The organism is Streptomyces sp. SAS_272 (assembly GCF_052543235.1).
This window is the reverse complement of the sequence record NZ_JBMNDR010000097.1, coordinates 1-17,218: the sequence shown is the minus strand read 5'-3', so window position 1 is coordinate 17,218 and position 17,218 is coordinate 1. Positions and strand designations below refer to the sequence as shown.

Annotated in this window: 13 protein-coding genes and 1 pseudogene; 9 read left to right on the top strand and 5 right to left on the bottom strand. The window is 68.3% G+C overall.

Features of this window, described 5'->3' with window-relative positions:
* Positions 1–189: 189 nt before the first annotated feature.
* From ACN6LD_RS35990 to ACN6LD_RS35980, 3 genes are all read left to right on the top strand, one after another.
* On the top strand, positions 190–1,272 hold the full coding sequence (locus ACN6LD_RS35990) for a hypothetical protein (RefSeq protein WP_445045357.1): 1,083 nt from the start codon (positions 190–192) through the stop codon (positions 1,270–1,272).
* A 331-nt stretch (positions 1,273–1,603) separates the two neighbouring features.
* Complete coding sequence (locus tag ACN6LD_RS35985) at positions 1,604–3,787, top strand: FUSC family protein (RefSeq protein ID WP_445045342.1); 2,184 nt, start codon at positions 1,604–1,606, stop codon at positions 3,785–3,787.
* A gap of 836 nt (positions 3,788–4,623) precedes the next feature.
* On the top strand, positions 4,624–5,766 hold the full coding sequence (locus ACN6LD_RS35980) for an acetate/propionate family kinase (protein WP_445045341.1): 1,143 nt from the start codon (positions 4,624–4,626) through the stop codon (positions 5,764–5,766).
* 394 nt (positions 5,767–6,160) lie between these two features.
* Here the strand turns inward: ACN6LD_RS35980 and ACN6LD_RS35975 are convergent, their stop codons facing one another.
* The gene (locus ACN6LD_RS35975) at positions 6,161–8,266 is read right to left on the bottom strand and encodes a glycoside hydrolase family 3 N-terminal domain-containing protein (RefSeq protein ID WP_445045356.1); all 2,106 of its coding nucleotides are present in this window, start codon (positions 8,264–8,266) and stop codon (positions 6,161–6,163) included.
* 629 nt (positions 8,267–8,895) lie between these two features.
* Positions 8,896–9,492, bottom strand: coding sequence for an NAD(P)H-binding protein (locus ACN6LD_RS35970; protein WP_445045355.1), 597 nt, complete (start codon positions 9,490–9,492; stop codon positions 8,896–8,898).
* 56 nt (positions 9,493–9,548) lie between these two features.
* Between ACN6LD_RS35970 and ACN6LD_RS35965 the strand changes: the two are divergent.
* From ACN6LD_RS35965 to ACN6LD_RS35950, 4 genes and pseudogenes are all read left to right on the top strand, one after another.
* Positions 9,549–10,187, top strand: a pseudogene (locus ACN6LD_RS35965) (transposase); the annotation flags it as partial.
* A 475-nt stretch (positions 10,188–10,662) separates the two neighbouring features.
* Positions 10,663–11,013, top strand: a complete 351-nt coding sequence (locus ACN6LD_RS35960) for a rhodanese-like domain-containing protein (protein WP_445045340.1) — start codon at positions 10,663–10,665, stop codon at positions 11,011–11,013.
* 558 nt (positions 11,014–11,571) lie between these two features.
* The gene (locus ACN6LD_RS35955; RefSeq protein ID WP_445045339.1) at positions 11,572–11,913 is read left to right on the top strand and encodes a hypothetical protein; all 342 of its coding nucleotides are present in this window, start codon (positions 11,572–11,574) and stop codon (positions 11,911–11,913) included.
* 560 nt (positions 11,914–12,473) lie between these two features.
* The gene (locus ACN6LD_RS35950) at positions 12,474–13,616 is read left to right on the top strand and encodes a Tn3 family transposase (RefSeq protein WP_445045338.1); all 1,143 of its coding nucleotides are present in this window, start codon (positions 12,474–12,476) and stop codon (positions 13,614–13,616) included.
* Positions 13,617–13,942: 326 nt separating this feature from the next.
* Here ACN6LD_RS35950 and ACN6LD_RS35945 read toward each other — a convergent pair whose 3' ends face one another.
* Both ACN6LD_RS35945 and ACN6LD_RS35940 read right to left on the bottom strand, forming a co-directional pair.
* The gene (locus tag ACN6LD_RS35945) at positions 13,943–15,046 is read right to left on the bottom strand and encodes a GNAT family N-acetyltransferase (protein ID WP_445045337.1); all 1,104 of its coding nucleotides are present in this window, start codon (positions 15,044–15,046) and stop codon (positions 13,943–13,945) included.
* Between the two features lie 181 nt (positions 15,047–15,227).
* Positions 15,228–15,485: a GNAT family N-acetyltransferase gene (locus tag ACN6LD_RS35940; protein ID WP_445045354.1), complete on the bottom strand. Its 258-nt coding sequence runs from the start codon at positions 15,483–15,485 to the stop codon at positions 15,228–15,230.
* A 53-nt stretch (positions 15,486–15,538) separates the two neighbouring features.
* Between ACN6LD_RS35940 and ACN6LD_RS35935 the strand changes: the two genes are divergently transcribed.
* Together ACN6LD_RS35935 and ACN6LD_RS35930 are read left to right on the top strand one after the other, a co-directional pair.
* The gene (locus tag ACN6LD_RS35935; RefSeq protein ID WP_445045336.1) at positions 15,539–15,847 is read left to right on the top strand and encodes a transposase; all 309 of its coding nucleotides are present in this window, start codon (positions 15,539–15,541) and stop codon (positions 15,845–15,847) included.
* On the top strand, positions 15,844–16,716 hold the full coding sequence (locus tag ACN6LD_RS35930; protein ID WP_445045335.1) for an IS3 family transposase: 873 nt from the start codon (positions 15,844–15,846) through the stop codon (positions 16,714–16,716). Before ACN6LD_RS35935 ends, ACN6LD_RS35930 begins: the two co-directional genes overlap by 4 nt.
* 21 nt (positions 16,717–16,737) lie before the next feature.
* Here the strand turns inward: ACN6LD_RS35930 and ACN6LD_RS35925 are convergent, their stop codons facing one another.
* Entirely contained in the window at positions 16,738–17,061 is a 324-nt protein-coding gene (locus tag ACN6LD_RS35925; protein ID WP_445045334.1) for a GNAT family N-acetyltransferase, read from the bottom strand.
* Positions 17,062–17,218: the final 157 nt, after the last annotated feature.

The following is a 17,218-nucleotide window of genomic DNA, read 5'->3' as shown; positions in this document are numbered from 1 at the left end:
CGGGGGTTCGCGGTGACGCACGCGGTCGTGTCCAGGTGGTGGGAGCGGGCCCTGTGCTGGGAACCGAGGAGATCTCCGTACCGCCTGCACCTCCTGGCGGAGGCCAGCGTGTCACGCGGCGTCGACGTTACCTCAGGGGCATCCTGGGCACTTGCGATCGCGGGGGCAGCCGGCGAGGAGGGTCCAGGCATGCGGGTGTCGTCTCAGGACGTTATGGTCGTGGCTCTCCTGGCGGATCCGGACGCGCCGACAGAGATCGCGCAGCGCATGGCCCGGACACTTTCTGCTCGGCTCGCCGACAAGTCGGACCAGGGGCAACGGTTCGACGTCGAGGTGGTCAGTGAGCCCTTCACCTCCGGGACGGAGGACCCGCCCACCTTGATGCGCCGGATCATGGACCGTGGGAGTGCGGAGAACTGGGACATCGTCGTGGCCCTCACCGACCTTCCGCTGCACTCACAAGGGCGCAGGCTCGCCGTGAATCTAAATCACGCACACGGCTTGGCGCTGCTCTCTCTTCCTTCACTGGGCGGCCTGCGGCTGCAGACGAGGGCCCGGCGGGCCGTCGAAGAAGCCGTGCTCGGCTTGGCGGGTCCGCACACCACTGGGGCTGAAGGACCTCCGCGAAGTCAGCCGCTTGAGAAGGGGACAGACGATCTTCGGTACGTCGTCAGCGGGCCGCGCGGTTACCTGCGGGTGCTCCTCGGCATGGTCCGCGCCAACCGGCCGTGGCGCTTGGTACCGGGCTTGTCCAAAGCCCTGGCGGCCGCACTCGCCACGGGAGCAGTCGCCACCGTGAACTCCACCGTCTGGAGCCTGGCCGCGTCCCTGAGCACGCCACGTCTCGTGATCGCCACGGTCGGGTCTGTCGCGCTCATGATCGGCTGGCTGATCGTGGACGCAGATCTGTGGCATCGGTCAGCGGAGAGCTCGCCGGAGGCGAGGCAGAGGGCGCGGCTCTACAACACCTCGACGGTCATGACCGTGGGTATCGGGGTGCTCGTCTGCTACGTGGCTTTGATGCTCATCAACTGGGTGTGGGCGCTGTTCATCCTCAACGACCAGGTGTTCGCTTCCGCGACACAAAGCCCGCTGCACAGCGAGGAGTACTGGACGTTGTCCTGGTTCGTCGCTTCGGTCGCCACCGTGGGCGGCGCGCTGGGATCAGGCTTGGAAAGCGACGAGGCGATCCGGGCAGCCGCCTACTCCAAGCGCGAACAGGAACGTCGTCGCACGCTCCAGGACGACCACGGTGACCAGCCCTCGAAGTGAACCGATACCGGCGAAAACGGCTCCCGGACGCGCGTGGGGCATTGCCGCTCACCGCCGGCCGCCGTACCGGTAATCACATGCGATGAGCAACGCTCAGCAGCGGGGTGAGCATGGCAGCGACAGCGGCGCGATGTGCCCCGGCGGGTTGATCATGGCGATGACGGGGCGGGGGGTCCCGGTGGGGCAGGTCCTCGCCCCCCTCCTGAGCCGCGTCATCGATCGCCCCTACGCGAGGGTGCCAGCGTGGCGCGCGTCCGCCGAGCGCGGCGCTGTCAGGAGGCGGTGACGCGGCCGACGCGACCCGGCGGGGCGTTCCGGCTAGGCTCACACCGTGAGGTGGCTGCGGACCTTCGGGGAGGTCGTGCGATCAGGGCTCACGATCGAGGAGACGCGGCTGGAGCCCCTGCTCGCGCTGCGCACGGCCGCCGGGGTGGCGATAGTCATCGGCTCGGCGCTGTGGCTGGTCTCCCCTGCGTATGCCGCGTCCGCCGCCCTGGGTGCCTTCTCCGCGGGTGGGGCCACCTTCCAGCGCACCTGGCGTCCCCGCAAGGTGATCGCGCTCGGTGCCGGCGCCGGTCTGGCGCTCAGCACCTTCGTGGGCTACCTGGCGGCGGGACGACTCGTGACGTTCCTCCCGCTGCTGGCCGTATGGGCCTTTGCCGCGGGGATGGCGTGGGCCCTCGGATCGACCGCCGGGATCGTCGCGGCGACGACGGTCGGCAGCATGCTGGTGACCATCACTCTACCCACGAGTGTCGGACGAGCCCTGGAGCACGCCGGGGTCATCGCGCTCGGGGGTGTGGCGCAGGCCGTGCTGATCCTGCTGTTCCCGATCCGCCGTTGGGGGGCGCATCGTGACGCGCTCGCCGACGCCCTGGCCGCCGTGGCGGACTACGCCCGCCGTCTGCGGCACGACCCCACCGCCCCGTTCGAACCGGAGCCGTTGATGACGGCCCGGGACGCGGCTGCCGTGACGCCCTCACAGGCCCGCACTCGTCCCCCCGTCCTGCACGGCCCCCGGGGCGTCGCCGAGCGCATCGTGCCGGTAGTCGCCGCGCTCGCCGACCTCGACGTCGGCGCCCCGGCAGAGGGGCCCGGGCGGGACCGCGCACGGGAGTTGCTCGACGCGGCCGCCGGCGTCCTGGACGCGGCCGCCCGTACGGTCCGACGCGGCACTCCCGCCGAGGTGCCGGCCGGGACCGCGGAGGTCCTGCACGTCGACGAGGAGCACGAGGTGCTGGAAGGGCCCGCACGGCAGACCGCCGAGCGCCTCGTGGAACTGCTCGGCGAGGCGTTGGAGATCGCCGGGAGCGGCGGGAGCGGCGGGGCGCGCGACAAGGCGCAAACGCCGCACGGACCCGCGAGCGCCCCGTTCCTGGTGCGCCCGACCATGTTCCGGCTCCTCCCGGTCGTCGTCCGGGCGGTCCGCCCTGAACTCCGCCGGGACTCGCCCGTGTTCCGGCACGCCGTCCGTCTGGCGGCGGTGGCCACGCTCGGCTATCTGATCGCTTCCCGGCTACCCCTGAACCACGGCTACTGGGCGCCCATCGCCTCGGTGATGGTGATGCGGCCGGACTTCCACCGGACGTACGCGCGTGCGGTGGCCCGTCTCGCCGGGACCCTGGCGGGGGTGGCGCTCGCCACCGGGATGGTGCGGGCCCTGGGACCGGACGCCCAGGTGTTCGGCGCGCTGGCTGTGGTCTCGGCGGCCCTGTCGTACACGCTGATCCGTACCGGGTACGCCTACTCGCAGTGCTTCACTGCCGCGTACGTAGTCTTCCTGCTCGGCATGGGCGGCCAGACATGGGAGCAGACGGTCCCGGAGCGGGTTGTGCTCACTCTGATCGGCGGGGCCCTGGCCATGCTGGCGTACGTGGTGTTCCCCGCGTGGGAGACTCCCCGGCTGCCGGGCCGGCTGGCGGACTGGCTCGCTGCCAACGGCCGCTACGCGGCCGCGGTGCTCCGCAGCCACGCCGAACCGACCCGGGAGCATCGCGCCGACATGCGCAGGGCCCTGCTGGCGAGCAGGGAGGCACGTGCCGCCTGGCAGGCAGCCTACGACCAGGCACGGCAGGAACCGGTCCGCCCCAGAGGCCTGACGTCGCGCGAGGCGGAGGAGGCGGAGGAGGCGCTCAAGGGGTTCGACCGGGCGGCGATGGTCATGGAGAGCCACATCCCGCGGGCCGACAGCCGTTTCGGCCCCGAGGCGGAGCGGCTCGCCGAGGCATTGGAGGCAGACACCGCACAGGCGGCAGTCGACGTGCGCGAGCACAGGAATCCGGACTGGGGGCGCGTGGAGGACGCGCTCCACGCGTGGGAGGGTGCCGCCGGGGACCGGAGCCGGGTTCTGCGGCGCGGGGCGGAACTGCAGAAGCGGGCCTTGGAGGATCTCGCGACGGCCGTGAGCCACACACCCCTGGAACGGGACGTCGGCTCCGCCCGCGAGGAGCAACGGGTGCGGACGGCCGTGGCTGCGGAAGACGATGGATCAGGATCCGGGCACCGGGTCGGCTGACGGCTCAGGTGACGGTGTCCAGGGCGCTGGGCGAACGGGTGAACGAGCGGATCCTGCCCTGTGGTGGCAGCCTGGGGAAGCGGCGAGGTGCGACATCTCCGTGGCCCACCCGGCGGCAGGACAAGGGTTATGAGGCAACCCGACGCGGACACGAACCCCAGGAACCTGCGGGCCGTCCTGGCGCCGCCCCGGGGTCTGCCCTCCGAGACGGTCCGGGACCTCGCTCGCGACCTGCGGGAGGAACCGCATCGCCGCGCCGCCAGGGGCACCCGCCGGCAGGCGGACACCGACGTCGCCCCTGGCGGCGAACGAGCACGTCGACGTGTCCGACGTGGCCGAAACGTCGGCACCCGCATGGAGGACGGCGACTTGGATATGGGATGCGTCGCCCTCACCGACCTGCCGAGCCGGGCGGTGCACAATCCGGTCCGCACCGAGGCCGACCCTGAGCACAGGGTCGCACTGTCCCACGCCCGCCCTCGGCCGTCCGGTGCCAGGAGAAGAATCAGGGCACGAGCGCCACCCGGTGCCAGGGCTGCGCACGCCCGCCTGATCCTGGGCATGGTGGCGCCAACCGCCCCTGGCCGGTGCTCCCCGGGCCCCTGGCGGACGTCTTCGCCGCCACCGCGGCCGTCTGTTCATCCACGGCACGACCAGGCAGGTCGTCATCGCTGAATCCATGGACGTCCGCAACCTGCCGAGTTCCACGGTCGGCGAGCAATGCCGGAAACCCGGCGTTGCCGGAGTGGCGCCGATCCGCGAGGAACCTGTACGGGCCCGTTGCTGCGTGGCGGGGCGCACCGTGCCGAAGGACGCGAGTGCACTGGAGGTGTGTGATGAGTGCTGACCGCTCCCACGAGAGCCGTGATGGCCACGTACTGGTCCTCGACGCCGGCTCTTCGAGCCTCCACATCGCCCTGTTCGCGGCGGACGGTGAACGGGTGGCCGATCGACACGCCTCGGAGCCCCCGGGGCCTGCTGCAGCGGCGGAACTGCGGAACTTTCTCAGCGAGGTACCCGCTCCTGCGGCGGTAGGTCACCGCATCGTCCACAGCGGTCCGCACCTGACTGGACATACGCTGATCGACGCACGCGTACGTGCTCTGCTGGCGGACGTCGCCGATCTCGCGCCGCTGCACGTGGCTCCTGCCCTGCCGGTGGTCGATGCCGCACGAGAATTCCTGCCCGACGTTCCTCATGTCGCCTGCTTCGACACTGTCTTCCACAAGGATCTGCCGGTACAGGCGCGCACGTATGCCGTGCCCGAGCGATGGCGAGCCGAATACGGGCTGCGCCGGTACGGCTTCCACGGGCTTTCCTACTCGTGGGCCCTGCAGAGGACGGCGCAGGCTCTGGGCCGACCCGTCGACAACCTCCAGGTCGTGCTCGTGCACTTGGGCGGCGGCTGCTCGGCCTGCGCCGTTCGGAACGGACGCAGCGTGGACACCACCATGGGCCTCACCCCGCTGGAGGGCCTGGTGATGAGCCGGCGCAGCGGCAGCCTCGACCCCGTCGCGCTGCTGTGGCTGCAGCGGCGGCACGGTCTGAGCACAGACGAATTGGATGACACACTTCACCGGCATTCCGGTCTGCTCGGCCTCTCCGGTACCTCGGGAGACACCCGGGACCTGGTGCGCGCCCGCGCGGAGGGTGATGCCGCGGCCGCGTTGGCGCTGGAGACGTTCACACTCAGCTGCCGCAGAGGCATCGCCGCTATGGCCGCCTCGCTGGATCAACTGGACGCGCTGGTCTTCACCGGGGAGATCGGCGAAGACCAACCCGAGGTACGCGAGGAGATCTGCTCGGCCCTGACTGTTCTCGGTGTACGAGGCAGGCTACTCGTCCCCGAACCGGAAGATTTGATGCGGGAAGGCCTCCGACGCATCGATCGGGCGGGGAGAGGTGTCCCGGTCCTCGTGGTCGCAACCGGCGAGACACAGCAGATCGCCGCCGAGACCCGACGGGTGCTCGGCATGTGACTGGCCAAGGCGCCTGCCGGCACATCCACACTGGCCTGGCCCGCGCAAAGAACCGGCCTCCCCACCGGCTACCTCGACCGGATCCGCCGCAAGATGGACTTCCTATCCAGGCGCGGCACCGAGATGGGGCCGTCGTTTCCGGAGGTCGTGGCCGGGACCGTGCAGTTGCCGGACGCGACCGTGCTGGACGGAGTTATGTGACCTGCCAGCGTGTCTCAGCCCATTGGTGTCTCAGGCTTTTGCCCGGTCGGAACCGTCGTCGGAACGAACACCTACGGCTGCTCCGGGTGGATCCGGGCTACGCCGACGCGGTTGCGAGCGTTTCGGTCTGACGCTGGTGGCGCCCCACTATGCGACCACCAGGGCGTAGGTCGTTTGGGTCCTGGAGGAGCGGTCATTGCTCGATGCGGAAACGTGCGGTGAGTTGTTGCTCGGACCGTGAGCTGGGGCCGACGCGGAGTTCGAACTCGCCGGGTTCGACGACTCGGCGATTGTCGGCGGTGACGAGTGAGCAGTGTGCGGCGGGGATGGCGATGTCGACATCGACGGGCTCGCCCGGAGGGACCTCGGTCTGGGTGAACGCCTTCAGTTCCTGTTCGGCCCAGGTGACGCTGGTGGTGAGGTCGCTGATGTATGCCTGGACGGTTTCCCGGGCGGGGCGGCTGCCGTTGTTCGTGAGGCGTACGGTCCCGTGGATCGTGCCGTCGGCGGGGACCTGCTGGTCGCGCACGGCGAGGTCGGAGTACGTGACGGTGGTGTAGCTGAGGCCCTCACCGAAAGCGAACAGTGGGTCCTGGGTGAGGTCGGCGTAGCGGTTGCCGTGTTGGCCGCGTACCTGGTTGTAGAAGACGGGTTGCTGGCCGACGTGGCGTGCGAAGGAGATCGGCAGGCGCCCGCTGGGCTCGATGAATCCCAGGAGGAGTTCGGCGATGGCGCGGCCTCCGCGCATGCCGGGGTTGAACGCCTCGACGAGCGCGGCCGCGTTCAGGGCGGAGTCCGGGAGGGTGCTGGGCTTGGACTGGATCAGAACAACGATCATGGGGGTGCCGGTGGCGGCGATCGCGTCGAGCAGGGCGATCTGACCCCCCTGGAGGTCGAGTGTGGCCGTCGAGCACCCCTCGCCGGTGAGGGCGATGGTGTCGCCCACGACCACGACGGCGTAGTCGGCGGCGCTCGCGGCGTCGACGGCTTGGCGGAGTTGGACCTCGTCGACGGGGGCGGGCGAGAAAATGGGCGGTTTCGGCTGGCCGTCGGGCCAGCACGGGCCGCTGGGGTCGGGGACGAGGACTTCGATGTCCGCTCCGCGGGTGTGGGTCACCGTCCAGTCGGCGGGGACAGTGGCGCGCAGTCCGTCGAGCACGGTCTCCACCGCTTCACGGGGGTGTCCGTCGGGCATCCAGTCGACCTGGCCGGAGGCTCCCGCCCAGTCGCCGAGCATGGCGTGCGGGTCGTCGGCGTTGGGGCCGATGACCGCGATCGTGCGGGCCGGGCCGTGGCCTGCGGCGCGGCCGGATCCGTCGTCTGCCTCGGACAGACCGCCTTCCAGGGGCAGCGTCCCGTCGTTGCGCAGCAGGACCAGTGAACGGCGTGCGGTCTCCAGGTTAAGGTCGGTGTGCTTGTGGCAGCCGATGACTGCCTTCTGCCGTTCGGGGTCGGGGGCGCGGGGGTTTTCGAAGAGGCCGAGTTCGAACTTCAGGCGCAGCACCCGTCGTACGGCCTCGTCGATCTGCTTCTCTTCGGCCAGGCCGAGGGTGACGGCCGTCTGGGCGGCTTCGAAGAACTCGGGGGTGGTCATGACGAGGTCGTTGCCGGCGTTGATGGCGAGGGCCGCGGCTTCGACGTCGTCGGCGCAGACCTTCTGTTCCCAGACCATCCGGCCGACGTTGTCGTAGTCGGTCACCAGCGTTCCGGTGAAGCCCCATTCGCCCTTGAGGACGTCGTTCAGCAGCCACCGGTTCGCGGTGATCGGGACTCCGTCCATCGACTGGTAGCCGAGCATGAAGGTGCGGCATCCGGCGCGGGCCGCCCGTTCGAAGGGCGGCAGGAACCAGGAGCGCAGTTTGCGCGGAGTCAGATCGGCCTCGCTGGCGTCCCGTCCGCCCTGAGTCTCGGAGTAGCCGGCGAAGTGTTTCGCGCAGGCCAGTATCGCGGTGGGGTCGGCCAGGCCCTCGCCCTGGTAGCCGGCCACCATCGCGGCCCCCAGCTCGCCGATCAGGTACGGGTCTTCGCCGAACGTCTCATTCACCCGGCCCCAGCGCAGGTCCCGTGTGATGCACAGCACCGGGGAGAACGTCCAGTGGATGCCGGTCGCCGAGACCTCGATCGCGGTGGCCCGGGCGGCGCGGCGGAGCAGTGCGGGATCCCAGGTGCTGGCCATGCCCAGCTGGGTGGGGAAGATCGTCGCGCCGGGCCAGAAGGAATGGCCGTGGATGCAGTCGTCGGCCGTCAGCAGCGGGATGCCGAGCCGGGTCCGCCGGGCCAGTGCGATCGCCTCGTGCATACGCTCCGGGGAAGCGTGCAGGATCGAACCGGCCAGCTTCGCCGACACGATGTCCACGGGGCTTGTAGAAAACCTTGTAGAAAATCCAGGTGCTGGATCTTCGACGAGGAGCACAAGCCCGCTGGTCAGACGTGGTGCGACGCCCTTCGCACTGTCACCTGAGCAGACAACGCGACGTACCAACGACTGGCAGGGATAGCGTAGCGGATGCGCGCCAGCGACGGTCCTCTGTATAGGGGCAGGAGAGCGGGACGGCGAGTCTGGCTGCCTCTGACCTGCTGTTTCTGTGGCCTGCGGCGAACGATTGGTGGACGTTGAGGGGGCAGGGACCGAGGGTGGTTGGACCGTTCTGCTTCCTGTGTCAGCTTGTGGGGCCACTTGGCGCTGTCTCGCTGGCGTCTGGCATGACAGGCCGCCCCTTGTTCGTGGGGGAAGGGGCCTCTGCGGTGCACGCAGGTCGGAGCTCACATTTCGCCGGTGGTGGCAGGTCGCTCAGCGGCCTACGGCACTGCCCCGGATAGGCATGACGTGGAACAGTCGGTGATCTGGACGCCGGTCATGATGGTGGCTCCTCGCAGAAGTACGCTGCGAAAGCGTGCGTCGCTCCATTGCGGCGGGTTCGCCCGCTGTCATCCGCCGCTTCCCTGAGCGGAACGGACGGCATCGAGATCCTCGCGCACTGTCTGTGGCTCGGCTTCGACGGCGTCGGTCTTCAGGGCCCCGAAGAGCTCCCCGTCCAAGTCGGACGGCTCCTCCCCCTCCGTGGTGATGAGCTCGAATGTCTTGCCCAACGCGGTGTTCGTCAGCAGGCTTCGGATGAGCGTCTCGGCGATCTGGTCGCGGGCGATCCCGCCGTCAGCCGTAGCGCCCTGCTCCAGGACGAGGCGCCGCTGGGTGGGGCCGGCGTGGTCGAACCAGGCGGGTCGGACGATGGTGTAGGGCAGACCGCTGGCCCGCAGGAGGCGTTCGGAGCGCCGCTTCCACGGAGTGGCGCCAGGGATGTCGCTGCGCTTCGCGTAGATGTACGTCATCAGCGCCACGCGCGGCGGGGCACCGCCGAGGGCTTCCAGGATGTTGCGTACGCCGCCGTAGTCGACGTGCGCGCGGGCGTCCGGGCGGGAGTCGCCACCGGAGCCGTGGGTGAGGACGATCGTGTCGGCTCCGCCGACGGCGTTCCGCAGGGAGGCGGGAAGGTCGCCCCGCACCAGCTCGACGCCGGGGAGCAGGTCTCGCCTCGCCGTAGGTCGCGTACCAGTGCCCGCGGGCGCAAACCGTGGCGTGCCGGATGCGGCGGGACTTCAGGCCGGTTGAGCCATCGGTGGAACTGCAGAGCGGGCTTTAGCTGCTGGTCAGCTATCGCTCCGACCTGGTCTATGAACGAGTTCGGCTGATCAACCGGCTCCGCGAGGTCCTGGTCGGCATCAGCCCAGCGCTGGAACGCGCCTTCGACTACCGCAAGAGGCCAGGGCTGATTCTCCTGACTGGGTACCAGACACCGACCGCGATCCGTCGGCTCGGCGTGAAGCGTCTGGCAACGTGGTTCACCCGCCGACCAGTCCGCAACTCGCAGAGCTACGCGGAGTGTGCCGTGGAGGCCGCCAACGCCCAGCGCACAGTGTTGCCGGGTGAGGTCCTGGCAGCCCAGCTCGTCCGGGATCTTGCGCACCGGATCCTCGAACTCAATGAGCGGATCAAGGGCAACGAAAAGACGATCGCGGCGCTGTTCCGCACCGACGATCGCGCCGCGATCATCGAGTCCCTGCCCGGCATGGGTCCGGTTCTCGGAGCCGAGCTCCTCGCCATCGTGGGCGACCTGCCAGCGCACAAGGACGCCGGCCACCTCGCCGCCCATGCCGGACTCGCACCGGTGCCACGGGACTCCGGCCGCAAGACCGGCAACATGCACCGGCCCACTCGATTCGTTTTTCGCGGGCACCGCGGGCACCGCGGGCACCGCGGGCACCGCGGGCACCGCGGGCACCGCGGGTACCGCCTGGGACGCCTGGCGGGCGGTCAGGGTCTCCGCGAACTGCAGCACGCTGCCCAAGTCACCACCCGCGTTCCCTCAGGCACATCCCGACCTGAGTCCGCCCGCATCGACACCCAACCCCTCCGTCCCGAGATCGAGGCGGGCTCACGACCCAAGGCTCCCGACCTCAGGCTCCATCCCTCAACCACCCACCAAGGCGGAGATCGGAGGCATTCACCCAATTGGGCAACGGGGTCATCGAGACCTTCTGCAACCGCAAGCGGCTGCGGAGGCATCCAGTCTGGGGCTACCTCACCCCGCTGGAGACCTGGCAGCGACACGAGCAAGAACACGCCCTCGCAGCGTAAGCATCGAGTGTCCAGAATCACGGGAAACTTCACGACAGAGTCGAGGTTAGGCTTGTCGTGTGTTTGGGACTGAGGATTTGTCGGTTCGGGCTTGGGAGCTACCTCCCAACGCACTGCTCGTTGACGTTAGAGAGCCCTACGAGTGGGAAGCCGGGCATGTCGCAGGATCGCGCCATGTGCCGCTCGACCTGGTGGCGGAGGCAGCAGCGGATCTTCCCCGTGGGCGTCCGATTGTGCTGATCTGCCTGGGCGGAGCACGGGCAGCAATGTGCGCGGCAGCATTGCGCACCACCGACCTCCACATCCTCGTCCTGGAAAACGGTCTGCGCGGGTGGGTCGCAGCCGGCCACAGCCTCCACCAACTCGCCGCCTACCTGGCTCCCCACGGAACCCCCCCGGCAACGCCGTAGCCCCGGCTTCGGTTCCCCCGCCGCGGATGAAGGAGCCCGAGGCCCGGGTGACCGGGGCGAGGCCGGCATGGGCCGCCAGGTGCGTCGACCAGCCGCCGCTTACGACCCGTAGCGTGTAGGTGTCGGCGTACACGTGAACGTGGCTCTGGCAAGATTTTCGTAGGCGGAGATCATTTGGGTGCGGCGTCGCCGGAGCCGCGTAACGGCGGCGTAGGTGGGCGATCAGCACGACTCGGTGACGGAGGAGCGGGACGCCGGCGCGTCCCGCCATGATGCGTTTCTGGAGCTTCACGTCAGCGATGCGGCCTTCACCCCGGAGTTGAAGGGGGTGGTAACCCCCTGGGTGACCGCCTGCTGGTCTTCACGGAGGGCTTTGGCGATGCCAGCGGGGGCGCCAGTCCACTGGCGGGCGGCGCATCACCTCGTGCCAGGTGCGGGCCCGGGCGTACTTGCGCACGGTGCGTCGGTCCTGCCCCAGCTCGCGGGCCGCAGAATTGTTCGAACGCGGGCTTCTGGTCGAGCACGCCGCGACCCTCGCGGCCTGAGGAGAATGCCCCCATGACCGTCTTCGACACCTACGGCACCAACACGTACACGGCCCGAGAGCCGTCCGCCCTCCTCGCCGATCACTTTGGCGTTGCCTTCACCGAACGCGAGAGCTTTTACCTGGGCATCGTGCCGCAGTTCGGTGAAGAGTTCTTCGTATCGGGCGGATATATGCTGTGGATCGAAGCGCTGTGCGTTACTGCTCGCGGCACGGGCCATCTCGCGCCGTTTCCGGTTCCATGCCGAATGATCTCGGCCGGCCCCAAGGGGCAGTCGGGTGCTGATGACGGTCAGGCCGCAGCGCCGGAAACTCGCTTGAATCCCCTCTGTTTTCAAGGAGGTTCGAGCGCTTGATTAACAGCGCCGCTTCCGGGTCCGGTCCCGTTCCTGCTGTTGTCGAGCGGCACCGGCAGGCCAGATAGTTTCCACAGGGAGCCCTTCAGCGCGGGCCGTAGCTACAAGCTCGGCCGTTCCGCCTTGTCTACTGCTCAGTTGGCCGTCCCAAACCGCTACCAGCAGTTGAGCACGGCCGAGAAGAAATCGGTTGGCGGCAGCGTAAGCTCTCGTGGTGGCTCTCTGGTACGGCATGACTTTGACCTCGGCAGCTGCTCGACAAAGGCGGTCGAACTCAGTGGCATAACCCGCTTCCACCATGCGCTGTCGATAGTCCGCCGATAGGAGCACCCCTATCAGCCGCCCACCAGCGGTGAGAACAGCGTCTGCGAACACCGCATCCGCTCCTGCAGCCAGGCAGGAAACCCCGGTTAGCTCTGATGCCGGGTAATGGGCAAGTAGCGCTAGCAACTCGCTTCTGATCAACGGGATACTCGCCTCAGTGAGGTTCACATGGCCTGTTACTGCGATCGTTGTCATCCCGCAAAACTTTCGTTGTCGCCTACAAGGACGTGCTCACCGTGTTGAAGGAGCATGTCGCCGACGAGCGCGCCGACCAGGTGGGGCAGGGCAGTCTGGACCACGTGCTGACGGTCAAGCGCATCCGCGAGGTCGTGGAGTCCGGTGTTGGTTTCGAGTCGCAGCTGGCGGAGATCGAGGCGCTGGCGGCCTATCGGGGCGGAAACTGGACGCCACTGGTGGAACGCCTCTTCCGCCCGGACCGGCCCACGATGTTCAAACTCGCCCGAACTCTCACCTTCGTGCCCACCTCACGAGCCCGCAGCGTGCTCGATGCCCTGGAGCACGCCATCGCTTCTCGGTACCTGACCCGTGAGCTGATCTCCGCCACCGGCGCGGACGGCTCCGTGCTGGATCTGTCATTCGCCTCCGCACAGTGGCGCACTACGGTGTGCGCGAAGGACCAGCCCGGGATGCTGGTGCGCCGGCACTTCGAGGCCATGGTCTTCACCTACCTCGTCGAGGAGCTCCGCTGCGGGGATGTCGCCGTCGTTGGTGGCGAGGACTTCGGTGACTGGACGAGCATGCTGCTGCCCTGGGAGCGGGTGGAGCCGCAGATCTCCCTGTCCTGCCAACAGGCCGGCCTTCCGGCTACCGCCGACGGCTTCGTGGACAATCTCAGGGACCAGCTGACCATGATTGCGCAGGCGGTGGACGCCGGATACCCGGACAACACGGACCTGGCGATCGACCCGACCACGGGGGTGCCCTCGCTCAAGAGGCGTGAGGGAGCCGAGCGCACCGCGTCCGCCGCGGCGCTGGAGGCTGAGCTGGACCGACATCTGCCGGCCCGCGGCATTCTGGAGAACCTGGCCCGGGCCGCGCACTGGACCGGCTGGTGGCACCGCCTCGGCCCGCTGTCAGGGTCGGACCCGAAACTGAAGGATCCACTGGCCCGGTATGTGATCACCGCGTTGACCAACGGCTCCGGTCTCGGCGCCACCCAGGCCGCCCGGCACATGAGCGCGCTATCGGCGCACGAGCTGGCCGCGATCGCGAAACGCCACTGCACCGCGAAGAACCTGGCCCGCGCCGGCGCCGACGTAGTCGATGCCCACCTTGATCTGGACCTGGTCCGGACCCGGGTCGGTAGCGGCGGTCGACGGGACCATGATGGATGCCGCCGTCGACAACCTCCTCGCTGAGACGTCGATCCGGTACGGAGGCTAGCCCTCAGAGCTTCAAGATCAAGTCATTGCCCCGTTGACCCGTATCTCGGGCAGACCCGCCGTACGCGCAGGCGGTCGACGACCTGGCGGCCGTCGACCGGCACGTCGGTCACCGTCCGGCGGTGATACCCGTGCACCTTCGCCGTCAGCGTCCAGCCCGCCGGACACGGCACCGCCGCATCCCGAGTGCGAGCCGTAACTACCACCGCGTCACCACCGTCCGCCACGTCCTCGTCGACCAGCCCCGACAGCCCAAAAATACCGTGCTGACAAGGGAGTCGACATCCATCACGAGATCATGATCAAGGAGGGCTACTCGGCGTCACCACCGACTGGGGGCAAGAGCCAAACGGCTTACAGCCCCGGCCATGAGGCTCCGCCGGATGAGAGTCCGGCTGGACCGTCTGCACGAATTTTCGCTGGAGCGCGTAAGTCTTGTCCGGTTGGTAGCCGAGGCGTTCGTAGAGGCCGAGTGCGCCTGTTGGGGAGTTCGCGTCGACTTCGAGGGATGTGGTGTCGTAGCCGTCTTCGCCCGCCACGCGGAGCGTGTGCGCGAGCAGCGCGGAAGCGATACCCCGGCCGCGGTCCGCGCGGGCGGTGCCGACGACGGAGATGTACAGGTCTCGCTGCCCAGTGATCTTCTGGTGCGCCTCGAACTCCTCGCACATCACGATCGCCAGCGGCTTGCCGCGCTCGTAGGCGATGAAGCTGTTGGCGGCGCGGAAGGCCGGGCTGCCGGTGAACTGCGCCCAGGTCTCTTCCGTGGCGGGCGTGCTGCCGAAGTGGTCTCGGAAGGAGTCGTTGCGGACAGCACGCGCGTCCTCCGAGCGCTCCCGGCTGACCGCGTGAAACGCCACGCCCGTCGGTGCCGGGGACGCCGGCATGGCGGCGAGCGCGGCGCGCAGTTCGGGCATGACCATGTGATGCGTCCAGCAAACCTGCTCGTAGCCGCGTGCCCGGAACAACTCGACTGCCGTTGCGTTGTCCATTGGGCAGCTGTCCATCAGCGCCAGCAGCACGCCGAGGTAGCGCTCTTTGTGTAGAAGCAAGGCCGCCTGCTCCGCCCAGTCGAGCAGTCGGGTGCCGATGCCCAGGCCCCGGTACTCCGGGTCCACACCGCCCAGTTGCCAGAAGTCGTGAAAGGGCTCTGCCGAGGTACGCGCTTTCATCCAGTGGTGGCCGACCATGCGATCGCCATCCCATGCGGCCATGCTCCCTCGCGCCATGTCGACGTAGGAGTCTGTGAAGCGCTGCGCCAGCTCCGCCTCGGATGGCGGCCTTCCGTCGTTGTCCACTGCCTCGATTGCCTGACGCAGGCGCAGCCATGCAGGCAGGTCCGATCGGCCGATCGGACGCCAGGTGAACTCCGGCGCAGACTTGAGCGAGTCAAGGGAAAAGCTATACATCCGGTCAACAATAACTACCTCTCATACTCCCCATGAGAGTAGTGGCTACTCAGGATGAGCAGGCGAGCTCAGGCGGCCTGGGCGACAATCAGGACAGGCTGTTCTTGCGCCGAGTGAGACGGCGAGTCATCAGTGCACGCCGAATCATTGATCTCCGATCAATCCGCCGCGATCACTCTCATCAAGACGTCTGGCCGGGACCTTGCGCTGAAATGGGCCGGGCTTCGCGGGCAAGCCGGTAGAGCACATGCCGACGCAAGGCGTGCCCGGGTGGAAGCCGTGGGTGGTCGAAGTCCTCACGCGGGTCGTGTGTCATGCCCAAGCGTTCCATGACCGCCCGGGAACGGCGGTTGCCTGTAACGGTGAAGGAGACGATCTCTGGTAGGCCCAGCACGTCGAAACCGAAGCGAACGGCTGCTCTTGCTCCTTTGGGCTTGATCCGCTTTGACGGACATCCGAGATCAGGGGTTCAGCCCCGGGAGGATGTCCATCATGGAGAGCATGGGGAAGAAGAAGCCTCGGCCTCGCCGTTCGTTCACGCCGGAGTTCAAGGCCGAGATCGTCGACCTGTGCCGACGGGGTGACCGCTCGGTCGGCCAGATCGCCAAGGACTTCGACCTGACCGAGACCGCGGTGCGGCTGTGGGTCAGCCAGGCCGAGGTCGACGCAGGCGAGCGCGACGGCCTGACCAGCAGTGAACGCGAGGAGTTGGCCGCGCTGCGGCGGGAGAACCGCCGGCTGCGCGAGGACGTGGAGGTCCTCAAGCGTGCGACGGCTTTCTTCGCGAAGGAGACCCGGTGACGGTGCACCCGTTCATCGAGGCGGAGAAGCAGAGCGGCCACAGCGTCAAGCGCGCGTGTGAACTGTTGCAGGTCTCCCGAACCGCCTTCTACGCCCGCCGCACCCGTACTCCCGGCCCGCGGGCGGCCCGTGACACCGAGCTGACCGAACAGATCACGGCCGTGCACGAACGCTCGCGTGGCACCTACGGCGCCCCGCGCGTGCATGCCGTACTCAAGCGGGAGGGCTCCGGATGCGGCCGCCGCCGCGTCGCCCGGCTGATGCGGGCCGCCGGCCTGCAGGGCCGACACCGCAGACGGCGGTACCTGACAACGATCCCCGATCCACGAGCCGCCATCAGGCCCGACCTCGTTGACCGGGACTTCCGGCCTGATGTCACGGCTCTGGACGCTCGCTGGTGCGGTGACATCACCTATATCCCGACCGAGGAGGGCTGGCTCTACCTGGCCACGGTCATCGACATCGCCTCCCGCCGCGTGGTCGGCTGGGCGACGGCCGATCACCTGCGGACCGAACTGGTCGCCGACGCACTGACGGACGCCTGCCTCCGGCGTCGTCCCACCCGTCCGGTGATCTTCCACTCCGATCGCGGCTGTCAGTACACCAGTCAGCAATTCGCCACCCTGGCAAGGGAGTTCGGAATCCGCCTGTCCGTCGGCCGCACCGGCCAGTGCTGGGACAACGCGCTCGCCGAGTCGTTCTTCGCCACCATCAAGCGCGAGTTGCTCGGAACCGTCGCCTGGCCCAGCCGGGCCGCTGTCCGCACCGCGATCTTCGAATTTATCGAGAGCTGGTACAACTTGCACCGACTGCACAGCAGCCTCGGCTACCTCAGCCCCGCCGAATACGAGACCGCACTCGCAGCCTGACCACCACACCAATGGTGTCCGTCAAAGCGGAACAAGCTCACCTTCGGAGGCATAACCATGCCCCCACTCTGGTCTGGCCAGCCGCCATCCGACCTCCACCGCCGGAGTGAAGGAAGCGTCGAACGCCGTCCGAGACAGCCCTGTGAATCCGATGAAAGTACCAGTAGAGACCAATTCAACCGCCCACCAGCCCCATCCGTCACTCTCAATTACTGCAGAGATCCGGTCAGCCAAAGCATCACTGTCCTCTCGCTCCAGGAGGCCAGGAAGATGCTCCATGACCTCATGATCAGCGTTCAAACGAGCGAACGATTCTAGATCAGACGACCTCCAAGGACGAAGCACGAGACGGGCCGTACGTAGCTCAAACGGTGGAGACAGCTTCAAAGGAACCTCCCACTAACCTCGAAGTTTCGTGACGGTCTGCCGACGGAGTCGGTGGACGGTCTTCGTGCTGTGAGTTGAGGCTGCGCAGGCTGAGGGCCCGAGTGTCGCTTCGGGG